Origin of the sequence: Streptomyces sp. ISL-66, from assembly GCF_018614135.1 — a bacterium.
Taxonomy (GTDB): domain Bacteria; phylum Actinomycetota; class Actinomycetes; order Streptomycetales; family Streptomycetaceae; genus Streptomyces.
In genome coordinates this window covers 1-19,109 of record NZ_JAGGOW010000146.1, presented here as the reverse complement: position 1 = coordinate 19,109, position 19,109 = coordinate 1, and the positions used below count along the sequence as shown (strand labels likewise).

Genomic DNA, 19,109 nt, shown 5'->3' with positions numbered 1-19,109 from the left:
ACGTCACCTATGAAGATGACCGCGCGCGGAAGCATTGCGGCACTCATGACCTGTATGGCAGCGGCCGGCGCGGCCACCCCGGCCATGGCCGACACGGTGCCCGTGGGTGTCCCCCTGGACGCGGTGCGGACCACGCTCGGCGTGGACGTCCCGCACCTGGCTACCGGGGTCCCGATTCCCGTCGTCGGCGCGCCCCAGGCGCCCGTGCACCACACCGGCGACATGCTGCCGACCCCGCTGCTCCCGGCGGTGCCGATCGGTACCGAACTCGGGAACACCCTCGTCACCTCCCCGGTGTCGAACCTGGCGGGCAAGCCCGAGACGGACGGCGAGGGCTCGCTGGACGCGCCCGCGACCACCCTGCGCACCCGCACCCCGGGACTGCTCGTCGGCTCCCCGCTGAGCATGCCCGACGGTTCCAACTACGGTCTGCCGAACCTGACCACGCCTGCGCTGGGCGTGATCGCCCCGGAGATCACGGGTGCTCCGGAGGCCCTGCTCGGCCTGCGCTGAACCGGCGGCCGGATCCGGCCGCCGCGCCGTCCCCGCCCGGTCCTCTGGGCCGACGCCACGTCAAAAAGCCGCCCGGTCTGCGAACGTGTACGCCATGGGATTCCATGTCGATTCCGAGACCGGGCGGCTGCGCCGCGTCATCCTCCACCGGCCCGACCTGGAGCTGAAGCGGCTCACACCGAGCAACAAGGACGCGCTCCTCTTCGACGACGTGCTGTGGGTGCGCCGGGCCCGCCAGGAGCACGACGGCTTCGCCGACGTACTGCGCGACCGGGGCGTCGCGGTCCACCTCTTCGGCGAACTGCTCACCGAGGCCCTCGACGTCCCGGAGGCGAGACACCTCGTACTGGACCGGGTCTTCGACGAGAAGGAGTACGGTCCGCTCGCGACCGACCACCTGCGGTCGGCCTTCGACGGGCTGACCTCGGCCGAGCTGGCCGAGGCGCTGGTCGGCGGGATGACCAAGCGGGAGTACCTGGAGCGGCACGCGGAGCCGGTGTCGGTCCGCTTCCACGCACTGGAAGTGGACGATTTCCTGCTGGGCCCGCTGCCCAACCACCTCTTCACCCGCGACACCTCCGCCTGGATCTACGACGGGGTCTCCATCAACGCGATGCGCTGGCCGGCCCGGCAGCGCGAGACCGTGCACTTCGAGGCCATCTACAAGCACCACCCGCTCTTCACCGCCTCCGGCGCCTTCCACTACTGGTCGCAGGGGCAGGCCGACTACCCCTCGACGATCGAGGGCGGCGACGTCCTGGTCATCGGCAACGGAGCCGTGCTGATCGGGATGAGCGAGCGGACCACTCCGCAGGCGGTGGAGATGCTGGCGCGCGGGCTGTTCGCCGCCGGGTCGGCGACGACGATCGTGGCGCTCGACATGCCGAAGCGGCGGGCGTTCATGCACCTGGACACGGTGATGACGATGGTCGACGCGGACACGTTCACCCAGTACGGGGGTCTGGGCATGCTGCGCTCCTACACGATCGAGCCGGGCGACGGGGCGGGCGAGCTGAAGGTGACCGACCATCCGCCCGAGCACATGCACCGGGCCATCGCCGCCGCCCTCGGGCTGGACTCGATCCGGGTGTTCACGGCGACCCAGGACGTGCACGCGGCGGAGCGGGAGCAGTGGGACGACGGCTGCAACGTGCTCGCGGTGGAGCCGGGCGTGGTCATCGCGTACGAGCGGAACGTCACGACCAACACCTACTTGCGCAAGGAGGGCATCGAGGTGATCGAGATCCCGGGCAGCGAGCTGGGCCGGGGGCGGGGCGGTCCGCGCTGCATGAGCTGCCCGGTGGAGCGGGACGCGATCTAGCCGCGGGGTCTGTATATCAATACAGACGGTCGTATAGACTTCCAGCGTTCCCCTGTCACCGTGACTCTGGAGTCCCTCATGGCCACCGACCTCGTCGGCCGCAGTTTTCTCAAGGAGCTCGACTTCACCGCCGCCGAGTTCCGCGGCCTGATCGAGCTCGCCGCCGAACTCAAGGCGGCCAAGAAGGCCGGGACCGAGCGGCGCCGCCTCCAGGGCAAGAACATCGCCCTGATCTTCGAGAAGACCTCGACCCGCACCCGCTGCGCCTTCGAGGTGGCCGCCGCCGACCAGGGCGCCCACACCACCTACCTCGACCCCTCCGGCTCCCAGATGGGCCACAAGGAGTCGGTCAGGGACACCGCGCGGGTGCTGGGCCGGATGTTCGACGGCATCGAGTACCGGGGCGACGCGCAGGACACCGTGGAGCAGCTCGCCGCCCACTCCGGCGTGCCCGTCTTCAACGGCCTCACCGACGACTGGCACCCCACCCAGATGCTGGCCGACGTCCTCACCATGACCGAGCACTGCGCCAAGCCGCTGGAGCGGATCGCCTTCGCCTACCTCGGCGACGCCCGTTTCAACATGGGCAATTCCTACCTGGTGACCGGCGCGCTGCTGGGCATGGACGTACGGATCGTCGCGCCGCGGCGGTACTGGCCGGCCGAGCCCGTGGTGGCCGCGGCGCGCGAGCTGGCGGCCGCGAGCGGCGCCCGGATCACCCTCACCGAGGACGTCGCGGAAGGCGTCGGCCAGGCCGACTTCGTCCTCACCGACATCTGGGTCTCCATGGGCGAGCCCAAGGAGGTCTGGGACGAGCGGATCGAGTCGCTGTCCCCGTACGCCGTCACGATGGACGTGCTGCGCGCGACGGGGAACCCGGACGTGAAGTTCATGCACTGCCTGCCGGCCTTCCACGACCTCGGCACCAAGGTGTCCCGGGAGATCCACGAGCGGCACGGGCTGGAGTCGCTGGAGGTGACCGACGAGGTGTTCGAGTCGGCGCACTCCGTCGTCTTCGACGAGGCCGAGAACAGGCTGCACACCATCAAGGCGGTCCTCGTCGCGACGCTGGCGGCGCCCGGCGCATAGTCATGCGCCGGGGGAGCGCGCGCGAGCGGGTGAGGGGCCGTAGGGGGTGCGGAACCTCGTCCTCGTGTCGCGTTTATGTGACGGCAGTCACCATCCGGTGATACCTTCGGGAGCGTGAGCCCCTTCCTTGGTTCCGCACCAGCGACCGAACGGTGGCGCCACCTGCGGGTGGACCGGAAAGACGGCGTCGCCACCGTCACCCTCGACCGCCCCGAGAAGCTGAACGCGCTCACCTTCGGCGCCTACGCCGACCTGCGCGACCTCCTCGCCGAACTGTCCCGGGAGCGGTCCGTGCGCGCCCTCGTGCTCGGCGGCGAGGGGCGCGGCTTCTGCTCCGGCGGCGACGTGGACGAGATCATCGGCGCCACCCTCGCGATGGACACCGCCCAGCTCCTGGACTTCAACCGGATGACCGGCCAGGTGGTCCGCGCGCTGCGCGAATGCCCCTTCCCGGTGATCGCCGCCGTCCACGGGGTCGCGGCCGGAGCCGGGGCCGTCCTCGCGCTGGCCGCCGACTTCCGGATCGCGGACCCCACCGCCCGCTTCGCCTTCCTCTTCACCCGGGTCGGCCTCTCCGGCGGGGACATGGGCGCCGCGTACCTGCTGCCCCGGGTCGTCGGGCTCGGGCACGCCACCCGGCTGCTGATGCTGGGGGAACAGGTCAGGGCCCCGGAGGCGGAGCGGATCGGGCTGCTGAGCGAGGTCACCGAGGAGGGCCGGGCCGGCGAGCGGGCCGCCGAGCTCGCCGCGCACCTCGCCGCCGGGCCCGCCCTCGCGTACGCGCAGACCAAGGCCCTGCTCACCGCCGAGCTGGACATGCCGCTCGCCGCCTCCGTGGAGCTGGACGCGAACACGCAGGCCCTGCTGATGAACGGCGAGGACTACCGGGAGTTCCACGCGGCCTTCACCGGGAAGCGGCCGCCCCAGTGGAAGGGCAGGTGATCCCGTGTCCGCCGGCCGGATGAGGGTGGCCGTGGTGGGCGGCGGACCGGGCGGGCTCTACGCCGCCACGCTGCTGGCCCGGCAGGGCCACATGGTGGAGGTGTGGGAACGGGGTGCCCCCGACGACACCTTCGGCTTCGGCGTGGTGCTCTCGGACGAGACCCTCGGCGGCATCGAAGCTGCCGACTCCGCGGTCTACGCCGCACTCTGCGCGGAGTTCGTGCGCTGGGACGAGGTCCACGTCGTGCACCGGGGCCGGCCACTGACCTCCGGCGGCCACGGCTTCGCCGCACTGGGGCGGCGCCGGCTGCTGGAGATCCTGCACGAGCGGTGCGCGGGACTCGGGGTCCGGCTCCGCTTCCACGCCCAGGCGCCCGATCCCGAGGCACTCGCGTCCGTGTACGACCTGGTGGTCGCCGCGGACGGGGTCAACAGCCGGACCCGGCAGGACGGGGCCGCGCACTACGGTCCGACGGTGACGGCCGGGCGCTGCCGCTACATCTGGCTGGCCGCCGACTTCGCCTTGGAGGCCTTCCGCTTCGAGATCGCCGAGACCGAGCACGGGGTGGTGCAGCTGCACGCGTACCCGTACGCGGCGGACGCCTCCACCGTGATCGTCGAGATGCGCGAGGAGGTCTGGCGGGCGGCGGGCTTCGACCTCTGCGACGAGGAGGAATCGGCGGCGCGCTGCGCCAAGATCTTCAGCGAGGCCCTGCGGGGGCGCCCGCTGCGCGGGAACCGCTCGGCGTGGACGCAGTTCCGTACCGTCGTCAACGAGCGCTGGTCGCACGGCAACGTGGTGCTCGTCGGGGACGCGGCGCACACCGCCCACTTCTCGATCGGCTCCGGAACCAAACTGGCGGTGGAGGACGCGCTCGCGCTGGCCGAGGCGATCGGCGCGAGGACGGACGGCGACGTCCCGGCCGCCCTGGCCGCGTACGAGGCCGCGCGGCGGCCGGCGGTGGCCTCGACGCAGCGGGCGGCGGCCGCCAGCATGCGGTGGTTCGAGGAGCTCGCCGGATACGTGGACCAGAGCCCCCGGCAGTTCGCCTTCAACCTCCTCACGCGCAGCCGGCGAGTCACCCACGGCAACCTGCGGCTGCGCGACCCGCGCTTCACCCGCGCGGTGGAACGCGAGTTCGGCTGCCCCGAGGCCGGACCCGACGGGGCGGCAACCCCGCCGATGTTCACGCCGTTCACGCTCCGGGGGCTGACCCTGCGCAACCGGGTCGTGGTGTCCCCGATGGACATGTATTCGGCGGTGGGGGGTGCTTCGGCGGTGGGGGGCGCTTCGGCGGTCGGGGGTGCTTCGGCGGTCGGGGGTGCCCCGGCGGCGGAGAAGGCTTCAGCGCCCGGAGGCGTCTCGGCGGCCGGCGGCGTCCCGGCGGCCGGAGGCGGTGGCGTGCCGGGCGACTTCCACCTGGTGCACCTCGGCGCGCGGGCGCTCGGCGGGGCCGGGCTGGTGATGACGGAGATGGTCTGCGTCAGTCCCGAGGGCCGCATCACGCCCGGCTGCACGGGGCTGTACACGCAGGAGCAGGCGGCCGCCTGGGCGCGGATCGCCGACTTCGTGCACGCCTCCGCGCCCGGGACCGCCCTCGGGGTCCAGCTCGGCCACTCGGGCCGCAAGGGCTCGACCCGGGTGATGTGGGAGGGCATGGACATTCCCCTGCCCGAGGGCAACTGGCCGCTGGTGGCCGCCTCCGCGCTGCCGTACCGGCCCGGGATCTCGGCGGTCCCGCGGGCCCTGACCACCGGCGACCTCGCCGCCGTCCGCTCCGACTTCGCGGCCGCCGCCGTGCGGGCCGCCGACAGCGGCTTCGACCTGCTGGAACTGCACTGCGCGCACGGCTACCTGCTCTCCGGCTTCCTCTCCCCGCTGACCAACCACCGCACCGACGCCTACGGCGGCCCGCTGGAGAACCGGCTCCGCTTCCCGCTCGAGGTCTTCGACGCCGTCCGCGCCGTCTGGCCCGGGGACCGGCCGATGACGGTCCGCCTCTCGGCCACCGACTGGGCGCCCGGCGGCACCTCGCCCGAGGACGCCGTGGCCATCGCCGAGGCCTTCGTGGCCCACGGGGTCGACGCCATCGACGTCTCGACGGGCCAGGTGGTGGCCGAGGAGGCCCCCGAGTACGGGCGCTCGTACCAGACCCCGTACGCCGACCGGATCCGCAGTGCCCTGGGCGTTCCGGTCATCGCCGTCGGCGCGATCTCCTCCTGGGACGACGTCAACTCCCTCCTCCTGGCCGGGCGCGCCGACCTGTGCGCACTCGGCCGCCCCCACCTCTACGACCCCCACTGGACCCTGCACGCGGCCGCCGAGCAGTCCTACACGGGCCCGGCCGCCCCCTGGCCCACCCCGTACCTGGCCGGCAGCCGCACCCCGCCGACGGGGCGCGACTAGCCGGTCCGCCGAGACGGCCCGGGCCCTTCGCTCAGGTCGCCAGGAGCTCGGTGCGGTCCTCGACCGGTACGTAGCCCAGGCGCCGGTAGACGCCGTTGCTGGTGGGATTGGCCAGGTCCGTGAAGAGCAGGACCTCCGCGGCGCCGGCCGCGTACGCCGCTTCGCTCACCGCGTGCGTGACCCCGGCGCCGTAGCCGCGGCCCCGGTGCGCGGGCGGGGTGTAGACCGGGCCGACGCGGGCCACGTGGGCGACGCGGGCCACCGGCCGGTGGAAGCCGGCCATCGAGACCGGCCCGCCGCCGTCCTCCCAGAGCAGGGTCCCCCCGTACGAGAGCCGGTCGCGCAGCAGGGCTTCGGGGACGGCGCCGCGCAGGCCGGCCTCCCGGTGGAAGGCGGCGGTCCAGTCCCGCAGCAGCGGCAGATCGGACCCGGTGGCCCTGCGGGGCCGCCCGGCCGGGGCGGGATCCGGGGTGCGGAGCCCGCCGAGGCGGTAGAGGCGGTTCTCCTCGCAGACCGTCGTCGGCCGGCCCCAGGCGGACGCGAGGACCTCCGCGTCGGCCCGGCGGGCGTTGAGGGCGTCGACCCCGGCGAACAGCGGTTCGGCGGCGAGGGCGGCCCCCAGCGCGGGGAGCGCCTCCCGTGGCAGCGCGCCCACCAGCAGCGGGTGCGGTGGCGTGCGCAGCACGGCCCCGGTCACCCGGCCGCCGGGTCCGGTCCAGGAGCCGAAGAGGGGAGTGCCCGGGCCGTAGGCGTTCGGGCCGCCCCGCTCCAGGCCCTCCATGACGGTGAGCAGGAGGGTGTTCACCACGGGCCGCGCGGCCACGGCGGCCCGCGCGGCGGGCAGCCAGGCCGCCAGGTCTGAGCCGAAGGTCCACGTCATGGCCCATGGTGGCCCGTCCCCGGGCCGGGGCGCAGCCGGTTTTCGGGCGGGGCACGGGGCACGGGGCACGGCGGGCCGCCGGGACGGTCCACCGGTCGCGCCGGGGGAGTGGGGCGAGGTGGGCGTGCGGCGGTCGGTCACGGCTGCGCGAACTGCGCGCCGGTGTCCCGCAGACGGTCGTGGAGTTCGGCGAAGACCGCCGCCGCGCGGTCGCCCGGCCAGTCCGCCGGGAGGAGCTCCCGCGGCAGGCCCGGGTCGGCGTACGGGAGTCGGCGCCAGGTGTCCAGGGCGAGGAGGTAGCCGCGGTAGGCGGCTTCCGGGGTGGGGGCCGGGCTGGTCTGCAGGGCGCGCAGGGCCGGTTCGTGGAGGTCGAGGAACTCCTCGTGCTGCTTGGCCAGGGCCGCCAGGTCCCACCAGCGGGACACCGCCTCCGCCGTCGGGGCGAAGCCCAGGTGGGCGCCGCCGAAGAGCTCCACGTACGCCGTCAGGTGCAGCCGGTCCAGGGTGCGCCGGGTCTCGCCCCCCAGGTGCGCCGGGGCGATCCAGACGCCCGGCGCCACGGTGCCGAAGCCGAGCCGGGCGAGGCGGGAGCGCAGCAGGTGCCGTTTGGCGCGCTCCTGCTCCGGGACGGAGAAGACGGCCAGCAGCCACTCCTGCGACCGGCGCGGAGCCCCGTAGATCCGCCGGTCGCCGTCCTCCAGCAGCTGCCGGGCCTCCTCGGAGAGCTCGTAGGCCGCCGAGCCGTCCCCGGCCCGCGCGGGCAGCAGGAAGCCGCGCCGCTTCAGCCGGGACACCGACGAGCGGACGGACGGGGCGTCCACGCCGGCCGCGCCCAGCAGGCGGACCAGCGCGGAGACGGGAACCGGGCCGGGGAAGGCCCGGCCGTAGGCCCCGTAGAACGTGACGATCAGGGATCGCGGGGTGTGCTGCTCGGCCACGGGTTTCACTTTAGACGGGTTCACTTCAGGGTGTGACGGGCAGTTCCGGCCGGTCAGGGCCTTCCTCGCGCAGTCGGAAGCGCTGCAGCTTGCCGGTGGCCGTGCGGGGCAGGGCGGGCAGGAACACGAAGGTGCGCGGGCACTTGTGCGGGGCGAGCTCGGTCCGCATGAAGGTGCGCAGGGCGTCCTCGGTGAGGACCACCCCCTCCCGCAGGACCGTGTACGCCACCACGATCTGTCCGCGCCGCTCGTCCGGGCGGCCGACCACCGCCACCTCCAGCACGTCGGGGTGGCGCAGGAGCGCCTCCTCGACCTCCGGGCCCGCGATGTTGTACCCGGCCGAGATGATCATGTCGTCGGCCCGGGCCACGTAGCGGAAGTAGCCCTCCGCGTCGCGGACGTAGGTGTCACCCGTGACGTTCCAGCCGTCCCGGACGTACTCGCCCTGCCGTGGGTCCGCCAGATAGCGGCAGCCCACCGGCCCCCGCACGGCCAGCAGCCCCGCTTCGCCGTCCGCGACCGGCCGCCCCGCCGGGTCCACCACCCGGGCCTGCCAGCCGGGCACGACCCGGCCGGTCGTACCGGGCCGGATGTCCTCGTCGGCCGCCGAGATGAAGATGTGCAGCAGCTCGGTCGCGCCGATGCCGTTGATGATCCGCAGACCGGTGCGCTCGTACCAGGCCTGCCAGGTGCCGGCCGGCAGGTTCTCGCCCGCCGAGACGCAGCGGCGCAGCGCGGAGAGGTCGTAGGCGCCCGTGTCGTAGGGGCCCAGCGTGTCCAGCATCGACCGGTAGGCGGTGGGCGCGGTGAACAGCACCGACACCCGGTGCTCGGCGAGTGCGGGCAGCAGCCGGCGCGGGGCCGCGTCCGCCAGCAGGAGCGCCGAGGCGCCGGCGCGCAGCGGGAACACCACCAGCCCGCCGAGACCGAAGGTGAAGCCGAGCGGCGGACTGCCCGCGAAGACGTCGTCGGGGCGGGGGCGCAGCACCTCCCGGGAGAAGGTGTCGGCGACCGCCAGGAGGTCGCGGTGGAAGTGCATGCAGCCCTTGGGGCGCCCGGTGGTGCCCGAGGTGAAGGCGATCAGCGCGACGTCGTCGGCGGAGGTGTCCACCGCCGGGAAGGGCTCCGCGTGGCGGTCGGCCCCGGCCAGGCGCAGCAGGTCGTCGGGGGCCTCGCCGCCGTACGCGGTGATCCGCAGGCCCGGCACCTCCGCCTTGACCAGGTCGTCCACGACCTCCGCGTGGCACAGGGCGTGGCTCACCCGGGCCATCGCGCAGACCGTGGCCAGCTCCTGCGCGCGCTGCTGCGCGAGGACGGTGACGGCCACCGCGCCGGCCTTCATCACCGCCAGCCAGCAGGCGGCGAGCCAGGGGCCGGTGGGACCGCGCAGGAGCACGCGGTTGCCGGGGACGACCCCGAGATCGGAGGTCAGGACGTGCGCGAGCCGGTCGACGCGGGCGTGGAGCTCCCCGTACGACCACACCGTGCCGTCCGCGCCGCGGAAGGCGGGGCGGCCGGGGCCGAGGCGGGCGATGGTGGCGTCGAGCAGCTCCACCCCGCAGTTGAGGCGGTCGGGGTAGGCCAGCCCGGGGAGTTCGAAGAGGAGCCGCGGCCAGGCGTGGACGGGCGGCAGATGGTCGCGCGCGAAGGTGTCACGGTGAGCGGAAGGGTTGAGCTCCAAGGCGGGTTCGCCCCCTTGCAACGGTCCGGGTCCCGGGTGCGGGCCGGACCCTCCGTATGGACCTTGAGGAACCGAGCGGGTGGAGCTGTGGGGCTGCCGTGCGATCGCAGCACGAGCGTATCGTCATGGTGACGGCAGTCAACAGGACGCGATAGAGGCTGGGGCGATCGGATGACAGGAATCGCGGGATTCGCCGGCTCCGCCGGGTCCGCGGGCTTCGCGCTCGGGACGGACCAGGAGGAATGGTGCGCGCGGCTGCGCACCCTGGCGGCGCAGCGGCTGCGGCCGCTGGCGGAGAAGGGGGAGGCGGGCCGGGTCAACCGGCCGCTGCTGGCCGCGCTGGGCGAAGAGGGGCTGCTGGACCGGCTGTTCACCTCGGGCGCGCTGGAACTGTGCCTGCTGCGCGAATCCCTCGCCTACGGCTGCACGGAAGCCGAGACGGCGCTCGCCCTCCAGGGGCTGGGCGCCCACCCGGTGCTCCGCTCCGGCAGCGATGCGCAACGGGAGCGCTGGCTGCCGGGGGTGCGGGCGGGGCGGGTGGTGGCGGCGTTCGCGCTGAGCGAGCCCGGGGCCGGCTCGGACGCGGCGGCGCTGGCGCTGGAAGCCGTACGGGAGCCGGGCGGCGGGGCGTCGGGCGGCGCGGCGTCGGGTGGCGGCTGGCGGCTGCACGGGAGCAAGTGCTGGATCTCCAACGCCCCGGAGGCGGACTTCTACACGGTCTTCGCCCGCACCGGCGAGGGCCCGGGCGCCAAGGGGATCACCGCCTTCCTGGTCCCCGCGGACCGGCCGGGGCTCTCGGGCGAGGCGCTCGACATGCTCTCCCCGCATCCGATCGGCGCGCTGTCCTTCGACGGGGTCCCCGTGGGCCCGGCCGACCTGCTGGGGGAGCCCGGCCGGGGCTTCCGGGTGGCCATGGACACCCTGAACCTGTTCCGGCCCAGCGTGGGCGCCTTCGCCGTGGGGATGGCCAGGGCCGCGCTGGACGCGACCGTGGCGCACACGGCGGCCCGGACCGCCTTCGGCGGAGTACTGGGCGACCTGCAGGCCGTGGCACACCGGCTGGCCGAGATGGCCACCCGCACCGAGGCCGCGCGGCTCCTGGTGTACGCGGCGGCGGGCGCGTACGACAGCGGTTCGCCCGAGGTGCCGCGGCGGGCGGCGATGGCGAAGCTGCTGGCTACGGAGACGGCGCAGTACGTGGTCGACCACGCCGTGCAACTGCACGGGGCCGTCGCCCTGCGGCGGGGTCACCTGCTGGAACACCTCTACCGGGAGGTGCGGGCGCCGCGGATCTACGAGGGGGCGAGCGAGGTGCAGCGCACGATCATCGCGAAGGAGCTCTACCGGGACCACCGGGCGCGGGCGGCGGGGAGGCCAGGGATGACGGGGGCGGCGGGAGCGCCGGGGACGCGTACGACGCCAGAGGCGACGGAGGTGGGGGAAGCGTGAGCGTGGAGCGGATCAACCCGGAGGAGCTGTCCCCGGCGAAGGGGTTCTCGCACGCGGTGGTCGCGAGCGGGAGCCGGCTGGTGTTCCTGGCCGGCCAGACGGCGCTCGACGGCGCGGGCAAGGTGGTCGGGGACACCTTGCCGCAGCAGTTCGAGCGGGCGCTGGCGAACCTGCTGGCGGCGCTGGCCGGAGCGGGCGGCTCGCCGGCCGATCTGGCGCGGGTCACCGTCTACGCCGTCGACGTGGCGGACTACCGGGCCCGCGCACCCGAACTCGGCCTGATCTGGCGCCGTTTGGCCGGCCGCGAGTACCCGGCCATGGCGGTCGTGGGCGCGGTCCGGCTCTGGGACGAGGCCGCGCTCGTCGAGATGGACGGGCTCGCGGTGCTTCCGTAGCGGTTTCGGACGTTTCCGCTGGTGGGAAGGGGTGCCTTTGACAGTCGAGAAGGGAGGGTGGAGGGTGGAAATGCCCTATACCGGGGCGATTTGGACCCTTCCTTCTCGGAGGTGTATGAACATGCGCCGTGGGTTCGTTGCGGCAGCCGTGGCAGGAGCCGCCGGGATCACACTCGGCTTGATGCCCGTCAGCAGCGCTTTTGCGTCGGGACTGCCGCAGACCTATCAGTGTTCCGACTGGCGTGGGGACAACTGGCGTGGGGACAGCTGGTGGCGTTACTGCTGCGACCCCTCGCGCGGGAACGCCCGGCCCAGCTGGTGCTGGGACCACAGCAACTGGAACAACGACAACGACCACTGGAACAGCAACTGGCACCACAGCAACTGGAGCAACGACAACTGGAGCAACGACAACTGGAACCACGACAACTGGAACCACGACAGCTGGAACAACGACAACAACTGGCACGACAGCGGCTGGAACAACGGCCACCACGACTGGAACAACTGGAACGACTGACCACTGACGACACCGGCTCCGAGGCAGCGGCGTGCGCGTGGGCACCGCGGGGGATCTCGCGGAACGGCTGCGTCCCCGCGTGGCTGGCGGGCAGACTTCCGTGGGTTGCACAGGCCACGTCCGCACGACCGCCACCTCTCGGAGCAGCCGGTGTCGTCTGAAGAGATCCGCTTAACGATCACCCCGCAGCAGGCCAAGTACGGGGTGATCACCACCGTGAGCCTGGCCACCGGCCCGGCCAGGCTCAGAATCCCGCCCTCCAAGGACGGCGATCTCGTCCGGGCCCGCGTCGGAGCCGCCGAGGTACTGGTGCGCATCCGGGTGGGCCCGGACGCGGGCGTACCCGCGTCCCCGACCCCGCCGCCGACCGCCTCCCGGCCCCCGACCGCCTCCCCGACTCCGCCGCCGAACCCGGCCGCGACCCCGCCCCCGAGCGCCCGTGCGCCGGGGCCGACGTCGGGTGCGGCCTTCTTCGGGACCCCGGGGGTCCCCACGACGGGCCCGGGGCAGACCGGGCCCGGACCCGGTTCCCGCCCCGGGGGAACGCCGACCGCCCGGGGCTGTCTGGTGGCGCTCGGAGTGGTCGTCGCCCTGGTCGTCGGCGCCGTCGTGCTGACCAACGTGAACGACGACGACGGTCCCGAGGCCGCCCCGCGGCCCGCTCCCTCGTTCAGCGCCAGTGTCTGGTCGCCGTCGCCCGATCCCACCCCGCCGCCCGTGGTGAGCACCCCGACCCCGCCGGAAACGCCGGCCGACACGGCGGCGACGCCCTCCGAGGAGCCGGCCCCCACCCCGTTCGACCGGGGCACCTGCCTCAACGGCACCCTGCCGGACTCGACGACCGCGCAGCGGGTCACCGGCGTCGAGGAGGTCTCCTGCTCGGCGTCCGACGCGCACTACCGGGTGATCGAGAGCATCCCGCTGACTTCGGACCTGGACCGCTGCAACGACAATCCGAAGACCGAGTACGCCTTCTCCTACCGCTACACCCGCAACGGGATCCCCATCAACGAGTACGTGTACTGCCTCGTCGGCATCGGCTCGTACGGCCGCTGAGCGGCGGGGTGCGGCTCAGCCCTCCAGCAGGTTCCCCATCCACTCCTCGACCCCCGCCACCGTGCGCGGCAGGGCGCCCGACATCAGCCGGGCGCCCTCGGCGGTGATCACCAGGTCGTCCTCGATGCGGACGCCGATCCCGCGCAGTTCGGGCGGGAGGGTCTCGTCGTCGCTCTGGAGGTAGAGGCCCGGCTCGACCGTGAGGACCTGCCCCTCCTCCAGTACCCCGTCCAGGTAGGTGTCCGCCCGGGCCTTGGCGCAGTCGTGCAGGTCCAGCCCCAGCATGTGCCCGCTGCTGCACAGCGTGTACCGGCGGTGCAGGTCGCCCTCCGCGTGCTTGAGCACGCCCCACTCGGCGAGCCCCTCGGCGATCACCCGCATCCCGGCCCGGTGGAAGTCGCGGAAGCTCGCGCCCGGCCGCAGCGCCGCCATGCCCGCGTCCTGGGCCGCGAGGACCAGCTCGTAGACCTGCCGCTGCACGGAGGAGAACCGTCCCGACAGCGGGAGGGTGCGGGTGACGTCCGCCGTGTAGAGGGTGTCGGTCTCCACGCCCCCGTCCAGCAGCAGGAGTTCGTCCCCGTTCAGCCGGCCGTCGTTGCGGATCCAGTGCAGGACGCACGCGTGCGCGCCCGACGCGGCGATCGTGTCGTACCCGGTGCCGTTGCCCTCGGCGCGGGCGCGGCGGTTGAAGACGCCCTCGATCCAGCGCTCCCCGCGCGGGTGGGCGAGGGCGCGCGGGAGGTCGCGTACGACGTCTTCGAAGCCCGTCGTCGTGTGGTCGACGGCCAGCTGTAGCTGGGCCACCTCCCACGCGTCCTTGACGAGGCGCAGCTCGGAGAGGGCCTGGGCGAGCTCGGGGTCCGTGGCCGCGTTGCGCCCGGTGGGGGCGGTGCGCCCGCCCGTCAGGTCGTCCAGGTGGGCGCAGCGGATGCCGGAGAGCTGCTCGGCCTCGGCCAGGGCGGGTCGGCGGCCGACCCAGAACTCCCCGTAGCGGCGGTCGCGGTAGAACTCCTCGTTGCCGTCCGCGCGCGGTGAGCGGGGGCGCAGGTAGAGGACGGCCTCGTGGGTGTGCGGACCGGCGGGCTCCATGACGAGGACGTGGCCGGCCTGGTCCTCGCCGGTGAGCCCGGTCAGCCAGGCGTACGCGCTGTGCGGGCGGAAGCGGTAGTCGCAGTCGTTGCTGCGCACCTTCAGCTCTCCGGCCGGGATCACGAGCCGCTCGCCGGGGAAGCGGGCGGAGAGCCGGTCGCGGCGGGCCGGAGTGACGGCGCGGGCGGGCGCGGGGGCGGGGGCGGAGGTGCCGGCGGCGGCGTCAGCGGCACCGAACGGGGACGAGGCCGGGGGCGAGGCCGCGGACGAAAGCGGGGTCGCAGCCGCCCAGTTCGTCGCCATGAAACGGGACAACTCCGCGGACACCGGCAGGTCGTGGCTGCTGGTGTTGAGCCTCGCGGCGGGGCGGGAGGGGGTGTCGGGCACGGGGGCTCCCTCAAGAAGACGCGAACTGGTGGGTGCACAGGTCTTGTCAGTGCAATTTCACATTACTATGTTACAGCTCACACCGCGGCACATTAACCCTCGTCAAACGCCGCGTGACGCAGGGCAGTTCACGCACCACTTCCCCACCCCCCTCCCAGCAGGAGTACTTGGTGTCCCAGCACAGAGCCGTGCGTTCATCCCTCCTCTCCGCCGCCGTCGCGGTCACCCTCCTCGCCACCGCGGGCCAGGCCGTGACCCAGGCCGCCGATACCGGAGCCGGGGCGAGCGTTCAGGGCGTTACCGCTCCCGGTACCTTCACCGCGGGCGCCGATGGCGCCCAGGGCGCGAACCCGTTCGACGAGGTCGACCACCTCGCCGACGCGCCGAAGACGGACCCCGCCCCCGCCCCGGCCCCCGGCGGCCAGGCCGTCGCCGACGGCAAGGTCCCCGGCGCCGTGACCGCGCCCGACGCCGTGGCCACCGCGAAGAGCGGCAAGTCCGCCCCTGCCGCGCGGAGCACCGCCGCGGGCGTCCCTTGCACCCTCGACGGGATCACGAACCTCACCCCCGAGCAGCTCGCCGACTTCCTCGGCGACCAGGCCGTCACCGCCGACGGCTGCCTGCGGGGCCTCATCTGGACGTGGGACGCGCGCCTCGCGCCCGTCATGTCCGACGCCCACGTCCAGGCGGTCTCCCGCCGGATATCCTCGCTGGCCGCCGCCCACGACGGCCGCAACTCCTCCCGCCTGGAGGAGATGTTCACCTACCTGCACGCCGTGGCCTACCACGACTACTCGCGCACCGAGATCGACGTCACCGACGCCCCGACCGTCGACGCGATGCGCCGGGCCATCGCCGACTTCGCCGACGCCGCCCGCACCTTCGACGCCACCGCGACCAACGCCCGCACCCTGCGCGAGGCCCTCTACGCGGGCAGCGCCCCCGGCCTGCGCCAGCACCAGCTCGGCCCGATCAAGAAGGTCCTGGCCACCATGGACCCGTCGCACCCCGCGACGAACCTGGACACCACCTGGGCGGGCGCGGCGCTCGCCGCCCTCTCCGTCAACTACCTCGGCGTATACCCGGGCAACCAGGACGCCGCGTTCCAGGAGGCGGTGGCCGGCGACGCCGCGTACCGCGCGCTCTTCAAGGACTTCGCGACGTACACCCACCTCAAGGGCACCTCCAACGCCTGGGTGGCGCGCGACGCCCTCGGCGAGTACGGCCGCTTCGGCCAGATCGACAGCCTGAAGGCCGGCGTCGTCGCCGACCTCGGCGCGCTGCTGGGCCCGGTCAAGGCCGCCTTCGGCGACGGCAGCGAGCACTGGGCGAAGGTCGTCTCCTGGCTCAACTACTACGAGGCGTGCAAGCCGTACGGCGTGTGCAAGGAGGACATCGAGAAGCAGCTCTTCCCGAACACCTTCACCTACGACAACGGCGCCATCAAGGTCCGCACCGCCCTCGACCAGGCCACCGTCGACCAGCTCTACTACGCGAGCAAGCAGGTCAAGGCGCAGTTCCACCGCGTGCTCGGCACCGAGGAGCCGCTCGCCGGAGACGTCAACGCCACGCTGAACATCGTGCTCTACGCCTCCCGCGCGGACTACCAGAACTACCACCCGATCCTGACCGGCTACGGCACCAACAACGGCGGCATCTACATCGAGAACGGCGCCACCTTCTACACCTACCAGCGCCGCGTACCGCAGGACTCCTCCCTCACCCTGGAAGAGCTCTTCCGCCACGAGTACACGCACTACCTCAACGGCCGCTTCGCCGTCCCCGGCTTCTTCGGCGACAGTCCCTGGTACGACAACGACCGCACGACCGCGATGGACGAGGGCACCGCCGAGTTCTTCGACGGCGCGACCCGCGACAACGGCATCGCCGTACGCAAGTCCCTGGTCAAGAGCATCATCAGCGACACGGCCGGCGGCGGCCCGCGCATGACGGTGGACGAGCTGCTGCACGCCACGTACGACGGCGACGGCTTCCGCTTCTACAGCTACGCGGGCACCTTCTTCGAGTTCATGTGGACCGAACACCCCACGCTGCTCAAGGAGATGTACGGCTACCTGCGCGCCAACGACCCGGAGGGCTTCGACGCCTGGCGCCACCGCATGGGCGGCGACTCCTACCTTCAGCGCGACTACAACCGCTTCCTGGACGCCCAGATCGCCAAGGTGGACCAGCTGTACGTGCCGAACACCTCCTTCACCCCGAACGCGCAGCTGCGCGACGCGGCGCTCGAGAACGTGAAGTCCGCCTTCGCGACGGCGACGTACAACAATCCGGACTGCGTGGAGAACGGCGACCCCGGCAAGCGGCGCTTCACGTGTACCGGCCGGATCACCGCGAACCTGAAGAAGTGGCGCAACGACGACCAGAACTTCAAGGACATGTCCGAGACGGTCGACTACTTCCTCCTCGACCGGGCGGGCGCGGCCTCGAACAACCTGGCCGACATGAACTGCTCCTTCGGCCCGGTGGAGATCTGGACCAACCACGTGGCGGGGACCTCGGCCTACAGCTGTGAGGGTCCGCTGCGCAGCTGACCGCCGCGGGCCGGTCCGGTGCGGGGGCCGGCCCGTTCGTCGCGTCCGTCCTGGTCGTCCGGGGGACCTGTTCCCTCCCTAAAGAATGTGACATATTACTGTCGTGCCCAAGAGACAGCACCAGGCCTCCCTGGACGTCGTGATCATCGGCGCGGGCGTCGTCGGAGCCGCGTGCGCCTACTACGCCGCCCGCACCGGACTGCGCGTGGCCGTCGTCGACCGTGGCCCGGTCGCGGGCGGCACGACCGGCGCCGGCGAAGGCAATCTGCTCGTCTCCGACAAGGGACCCGGACCCGAGCTGGACCTGGCCCTGCTGTCGGCGGCCCTGTGGCGCGAGCTCGCCCGCGATCTCCCCCGGGAGATCGAGTACGAGGCCAAGGGCGGCCTGGTCGTCGCGGCCGACGAGGCCACCGTGAAGGCGCTACGGAGCTTCGCGGAGGGCCAGCGCGCCGCCGGGGTCGACGCGGTGGAGGTCGGGCCGGGCGAACTGCGCGAGCTGGAACCCCACTCGGCGCCGGACCTGGCGGGCGGTTTCCTCTACCCGCAGGACGCCCAGGTCCAGCCCGCGCAGGCTGCCGCCCGGCTGCTGTCGGCGTCGGGGGCGCGGGTGCACCTCGGCGAAGAGGTGACGGCCCTGCTGCGGGGTCCCGCGGGCGAGATCCGTGGAGTCCGTACGGCCCGCCGCGACCTCCTCGCCCCGGCGGTCGTCAACGCGGCCGGGACCTGGGGCGGGGCGGTGGCCGAACTGGCCGGGGTCACCCTGCCGGTGCTGCCCCGGCGGGGGTTCGTCCTGGTGACGGAACCGCTGCCGAGGGTGGTGCGGCACAAGGTCTACGCCGCGGACTACATCGCGGACGTGGCGAGCGGGTCGGCGGCCCTCCAGTCCTCGGCGGTGGTCGAGGGCACCCCGGCCGGGCCGGTCCTGATCGGGGCGACGCGCGAACGGGTGGGCTTCGACCGGTCGTTGTCGACCGAGGCGCTGCGGCGGCTCGCGGGGCAGGCGGCCGCGCTGTTCCCGGTCCTCGCGCAGGTCCGGGTACTGCGCACCTACCACGGCTTCCGACCGTACCTGCCGGACCACCTCCCGGCGATCGGCCCGGACCCCCGGGTCCCGGGCCTGCTGCACGCGTGCGGCCACGAGGGCGCGGGCATCGGCCTGGCCCCGGCGACGGGCCTCCTGATCGCCGGCGCCCTGACCGCCACCAACCCGCCCCTGGACCCGGCTCCCTTTGACCCTTCCCGCTTCTGACCCCGCATTCAAGCCCCGCCGGCGTTTGAGGCGCGGGGTCCGGGGCGGAGCCCCGGGGGTTCGGGCGCGGCCCGGGCTCTACGGGTCAGGGCGGAGCCCTGGGAACGGTGGAAGGGTGGGTAGGGGACAAGCCCCGCGGGGCGCCGGGCCGGTACGGCCCGGCCCCGTGGTGATCGTCAGGGACGGACCCGTACAGAGGAACGAGGAGAACGGACAACGATGAGCGAAGCGACGAGGGGACGGCGCAGGTCGCCCCGCGACCTGGTCGGCGGCGCCCCCGCCGAAACCTGGACCCTGAGCTTCGACGGCCGCGAACTGCCCGCGCAAGCCGGGCAGAGCATCGCCGCCGTCCTCTGGTCCGCCGGCATCCTCGCGTGGCGGACCACCCGGGAAGCCGCCGCCCCGCGCGGCGCGTTCTGCGGGATCGGCAGCTGCTACGACTGCCTCGTCACCGTCAACGGCCGCCCGAACCAACGCGCGTGCCTCGTCCCCGCCCGCCCCGGCGACCGCGTCACCACCCAGGAAGGCACCGGCCATGACGACCTCGCCGTCTGACCTCCCCACCGCCGGCCCCGCCGCGGAAGCCGGCCGCGCCCGCGGCTCCGCGCCCGTCGCGCTCGCCGTCGTCGGCGCCGGCC

General features: G+C 73.4%; 16 protein-coding genes. 12 read left to right on the top strand and 4 right to left on the bottom strand.

Annotation, left to right across the window (positions count from 1 at the left end; translation table 11 throughout):
• Window positions 1-45: 45 nt before the first annotated feature.
• From J7E97_RS26760 to J7E97_RS36250, 5 genes are all read left to right on the top strand, one after another.
• A complete protein-coding gene (locus tag J7E97_RS26760; protein ID WP_251055203.1) occupies window positions 46-513 on the top strand; it encodes a hypothetical protein in 468 nt (155 codons plus the stop codon).
• A 94-nt stretch (window positions 514-607) separates the two neighbouring features.
• The gene (locus J7E97_RS26755; RefSeq protein WP_215032240.1) at window positions 608-1,834 is read left to right on the top strand and encodes an arginine deiminase; all 1,227 of its coding nucleotides are present in this window, start codon (window positions 608-610) and stop codon (window positions 1,832-1,834) included.
• Window positions 1,835-1,912: 78 nt separating this feature from the next.
• Window positions 1,913-2,923 carry an ornithine carbamoyltransferase gene (argF, locus tag J7E97_RS26750; RefSeq protein WP_215032259.1) on the top strand — a complete coding sequence of 337 codons (1,011 nt, stop codon included), beginning with the start codon at window positions 1,913-1,915 and terminating at the stop codon, window positions 2,921-2,923.
• 114 nt (window positions 2,924-3,037) lie between these two features.
• Complete coding sequence (locus tag J7E97_RS26745) at window positions 3,038-3,865, top strand: enoyl-CoA hydratase family protein (protein ID WP_215032238.1); 828 nt, start codon at window positions 3,038-3,040, stop codon at window positions 3,863-3,865.
• Window positions 3,866-3,884: 19 nt separating this feature from the next.
• Window positions 3,885-6,272 carry an FAD-dependent monooxygenase gene (locus J7E97_RS36250; RefSeq protein ID WP_251055208.1) on the top strand — a complete coding sequence of 796 codons (2,388 nt, stop codon included), beginning with the start codon at window positions 3,885-3,887 and terminating at the stop codon, window positions 6,270-6,272.
• Between the two features lie 31 nt (window positions 6,273-6,303).
• On the opposite strand, the gene J7E97_RS26730 is transcribed toward J7E97_RS36250, so the two are convergent.
• The 3 genes from J7E97_RS26730 to J7E97_RS26720 form a co-directional block, all read right to left on the bottom strand.
• A complete protein-coding gene (locus J7E97_RS26730) occupies window positions 6,304-7,152 on the bottom strand; it encodes a GNAT family N-acetyltransferase (protein WP_215032236.1) in 849 nt (282 codons plus the stop codon).
• A gap of 137 nt (window positions 7,153-7,289) precedes the next feature.
• Window positions 7,290-8,090, bottom strand: coding sequence for a PaaX family transcriptional regulator C-terminal domain-containing protein (locus J7E97_RS26725; RefSeq protein ID WP_374224241.1), 801 nt, complete (start codon window positions 8,088-8,090; stop codon window positions 7,290-7,292).
• 25 nt (window positions 8,091-8,115) lie between these two features.
• Complete coding sequence (locus tag J7E97_RS26720; RefSeq protein ID WP_215032232.1) at window positions 8,116-9,771, bottom strand: AMP-binding protein; 1,656 nt, start codon at window positions 9,769-9,771, stop codon at window positions 8,116-8,118.
• A 171-nt stretch (window positions 9,772-9,942) separates the two neighbouring features.
• On the opposite strand from J7E97_RS26720, the gene J7E97_RS26715 reads away from it, so the two are divergent.
• The 4 genes from J7E97_RS26715 to J7E97_RS36245 all read left to right on the top strand — a co-directional run bounded on the left by J7E97_RS26715 (window position 9,943) and on the right by J7E97_RS36245 (window position 13,191).
• A complete protein-coding gene (locus J7E97_RS26715) occupies window positions 9,943-11,220 on the top strand; it encodes an acyl-CoA dehydrogenase family protein (protein WP_215032230.1) in 1,278 nt (425 codons plus the stop codon).
• Entirely contained in the window at window positions 11,217-11,615 is a 399-nt protein-coding gene (locus tag J7E97_RS26710; RefSeq protein WP_215032227.1) for a RidA family protein, read from the top strand. The genes J7E97_RS26715 and J7E97_RS26710 overlap by 4 nt, the downstream gene beginning before the upstream one ends.
• A 181-nt stretch (window positions 11,616-11,796) precedes the next feature.
• Window positions 11,797-12,135, top strand: coding sequence for a hypothetical protein (locus J7E97_RS26705; protein WP_215032225.1), 339 nt, complete (start codon window positions 11,797-11,799; stop codon window positions 12,133-12,135).
• Between the two features lie 150 nt (window positions 12,136-12,285).
• Window positions 12,286-13,191 carry a hypothetical protein gene (locus J7E97_RS36245; RefSeq protein WP_251055202.1) on the top strand — a complete coding sequence of 302 codons (906 nt, stop codon included), beginning with the start codon at window positions 12,286-12,288 and terminating at the stop codon, window positions 13,189-13,191.
• 15 nt (window positions 13,192-13,206) lie between these two features.
• Here J7E97_RS36245 and J7E97_RS26695 read toward each other — a convergent pair whose 3' ends face one another.
• Window positions 13,207-14,667: an aminopeptidase P family protein gene (locus J7E97_RS26695; RefSeq protein ID WP_215032223.1), complete on the bottom strand. Its 1,461-nt coding sequence runs from the start codon at window positions 14,665-14,667 to the stop codon at window positions 13,207-13,209.
• Window positions 14,668-14,837: 170 nt separating this feature from the next.
• Between J7E97_RS26695 and J7E97_RS26690 the strand changes: the two genes are divergently transcribed.
• From J7E97_RS26690 to J7E97_RS26680, 3 genes are all read left to right on the top strand, one after another.
• The gene (locus tag J7E97_RS26690) at window positions 14,838-17,222 is read left to right on the top strand and encodes a collagenase (protein ID WP_215032221.1); all 2,385 of its coding nucleotides are present in this window, start codon (window positions 14,838-14,840) and stop codon (window positions 17,220-17,222) included.
• A gap of 103 nt (window positions 17,223-17,325) precedes the next feature.
• On the top strand, window positions 17,326-18,471 hold the full coding sequence (locus tag J7E97_RS26685; RefSeq protein ID WP_215032219.1) for an FAD-binding oxidoreductase: 1,146 nt from the start codon (window positions 17,326-17,328) through the stop codon (window positions 18,469-18,471).
• Window positions 18,472-18,690: 219 nt separating this feature from the next.
• Window positions 18,691-19,026, top strand: a complete 336-nt coding sequence (locus tag J7E97_RS26680) for a (2Fe-2S)-binding protein (RefSeq protein WP_215032217.1) — start codon at window positions 18,691-18,693, stop codon at window positions 19,024-19,026.
• Window positions 19,027-19,109 lie beyond the last annotated feature (83 nt).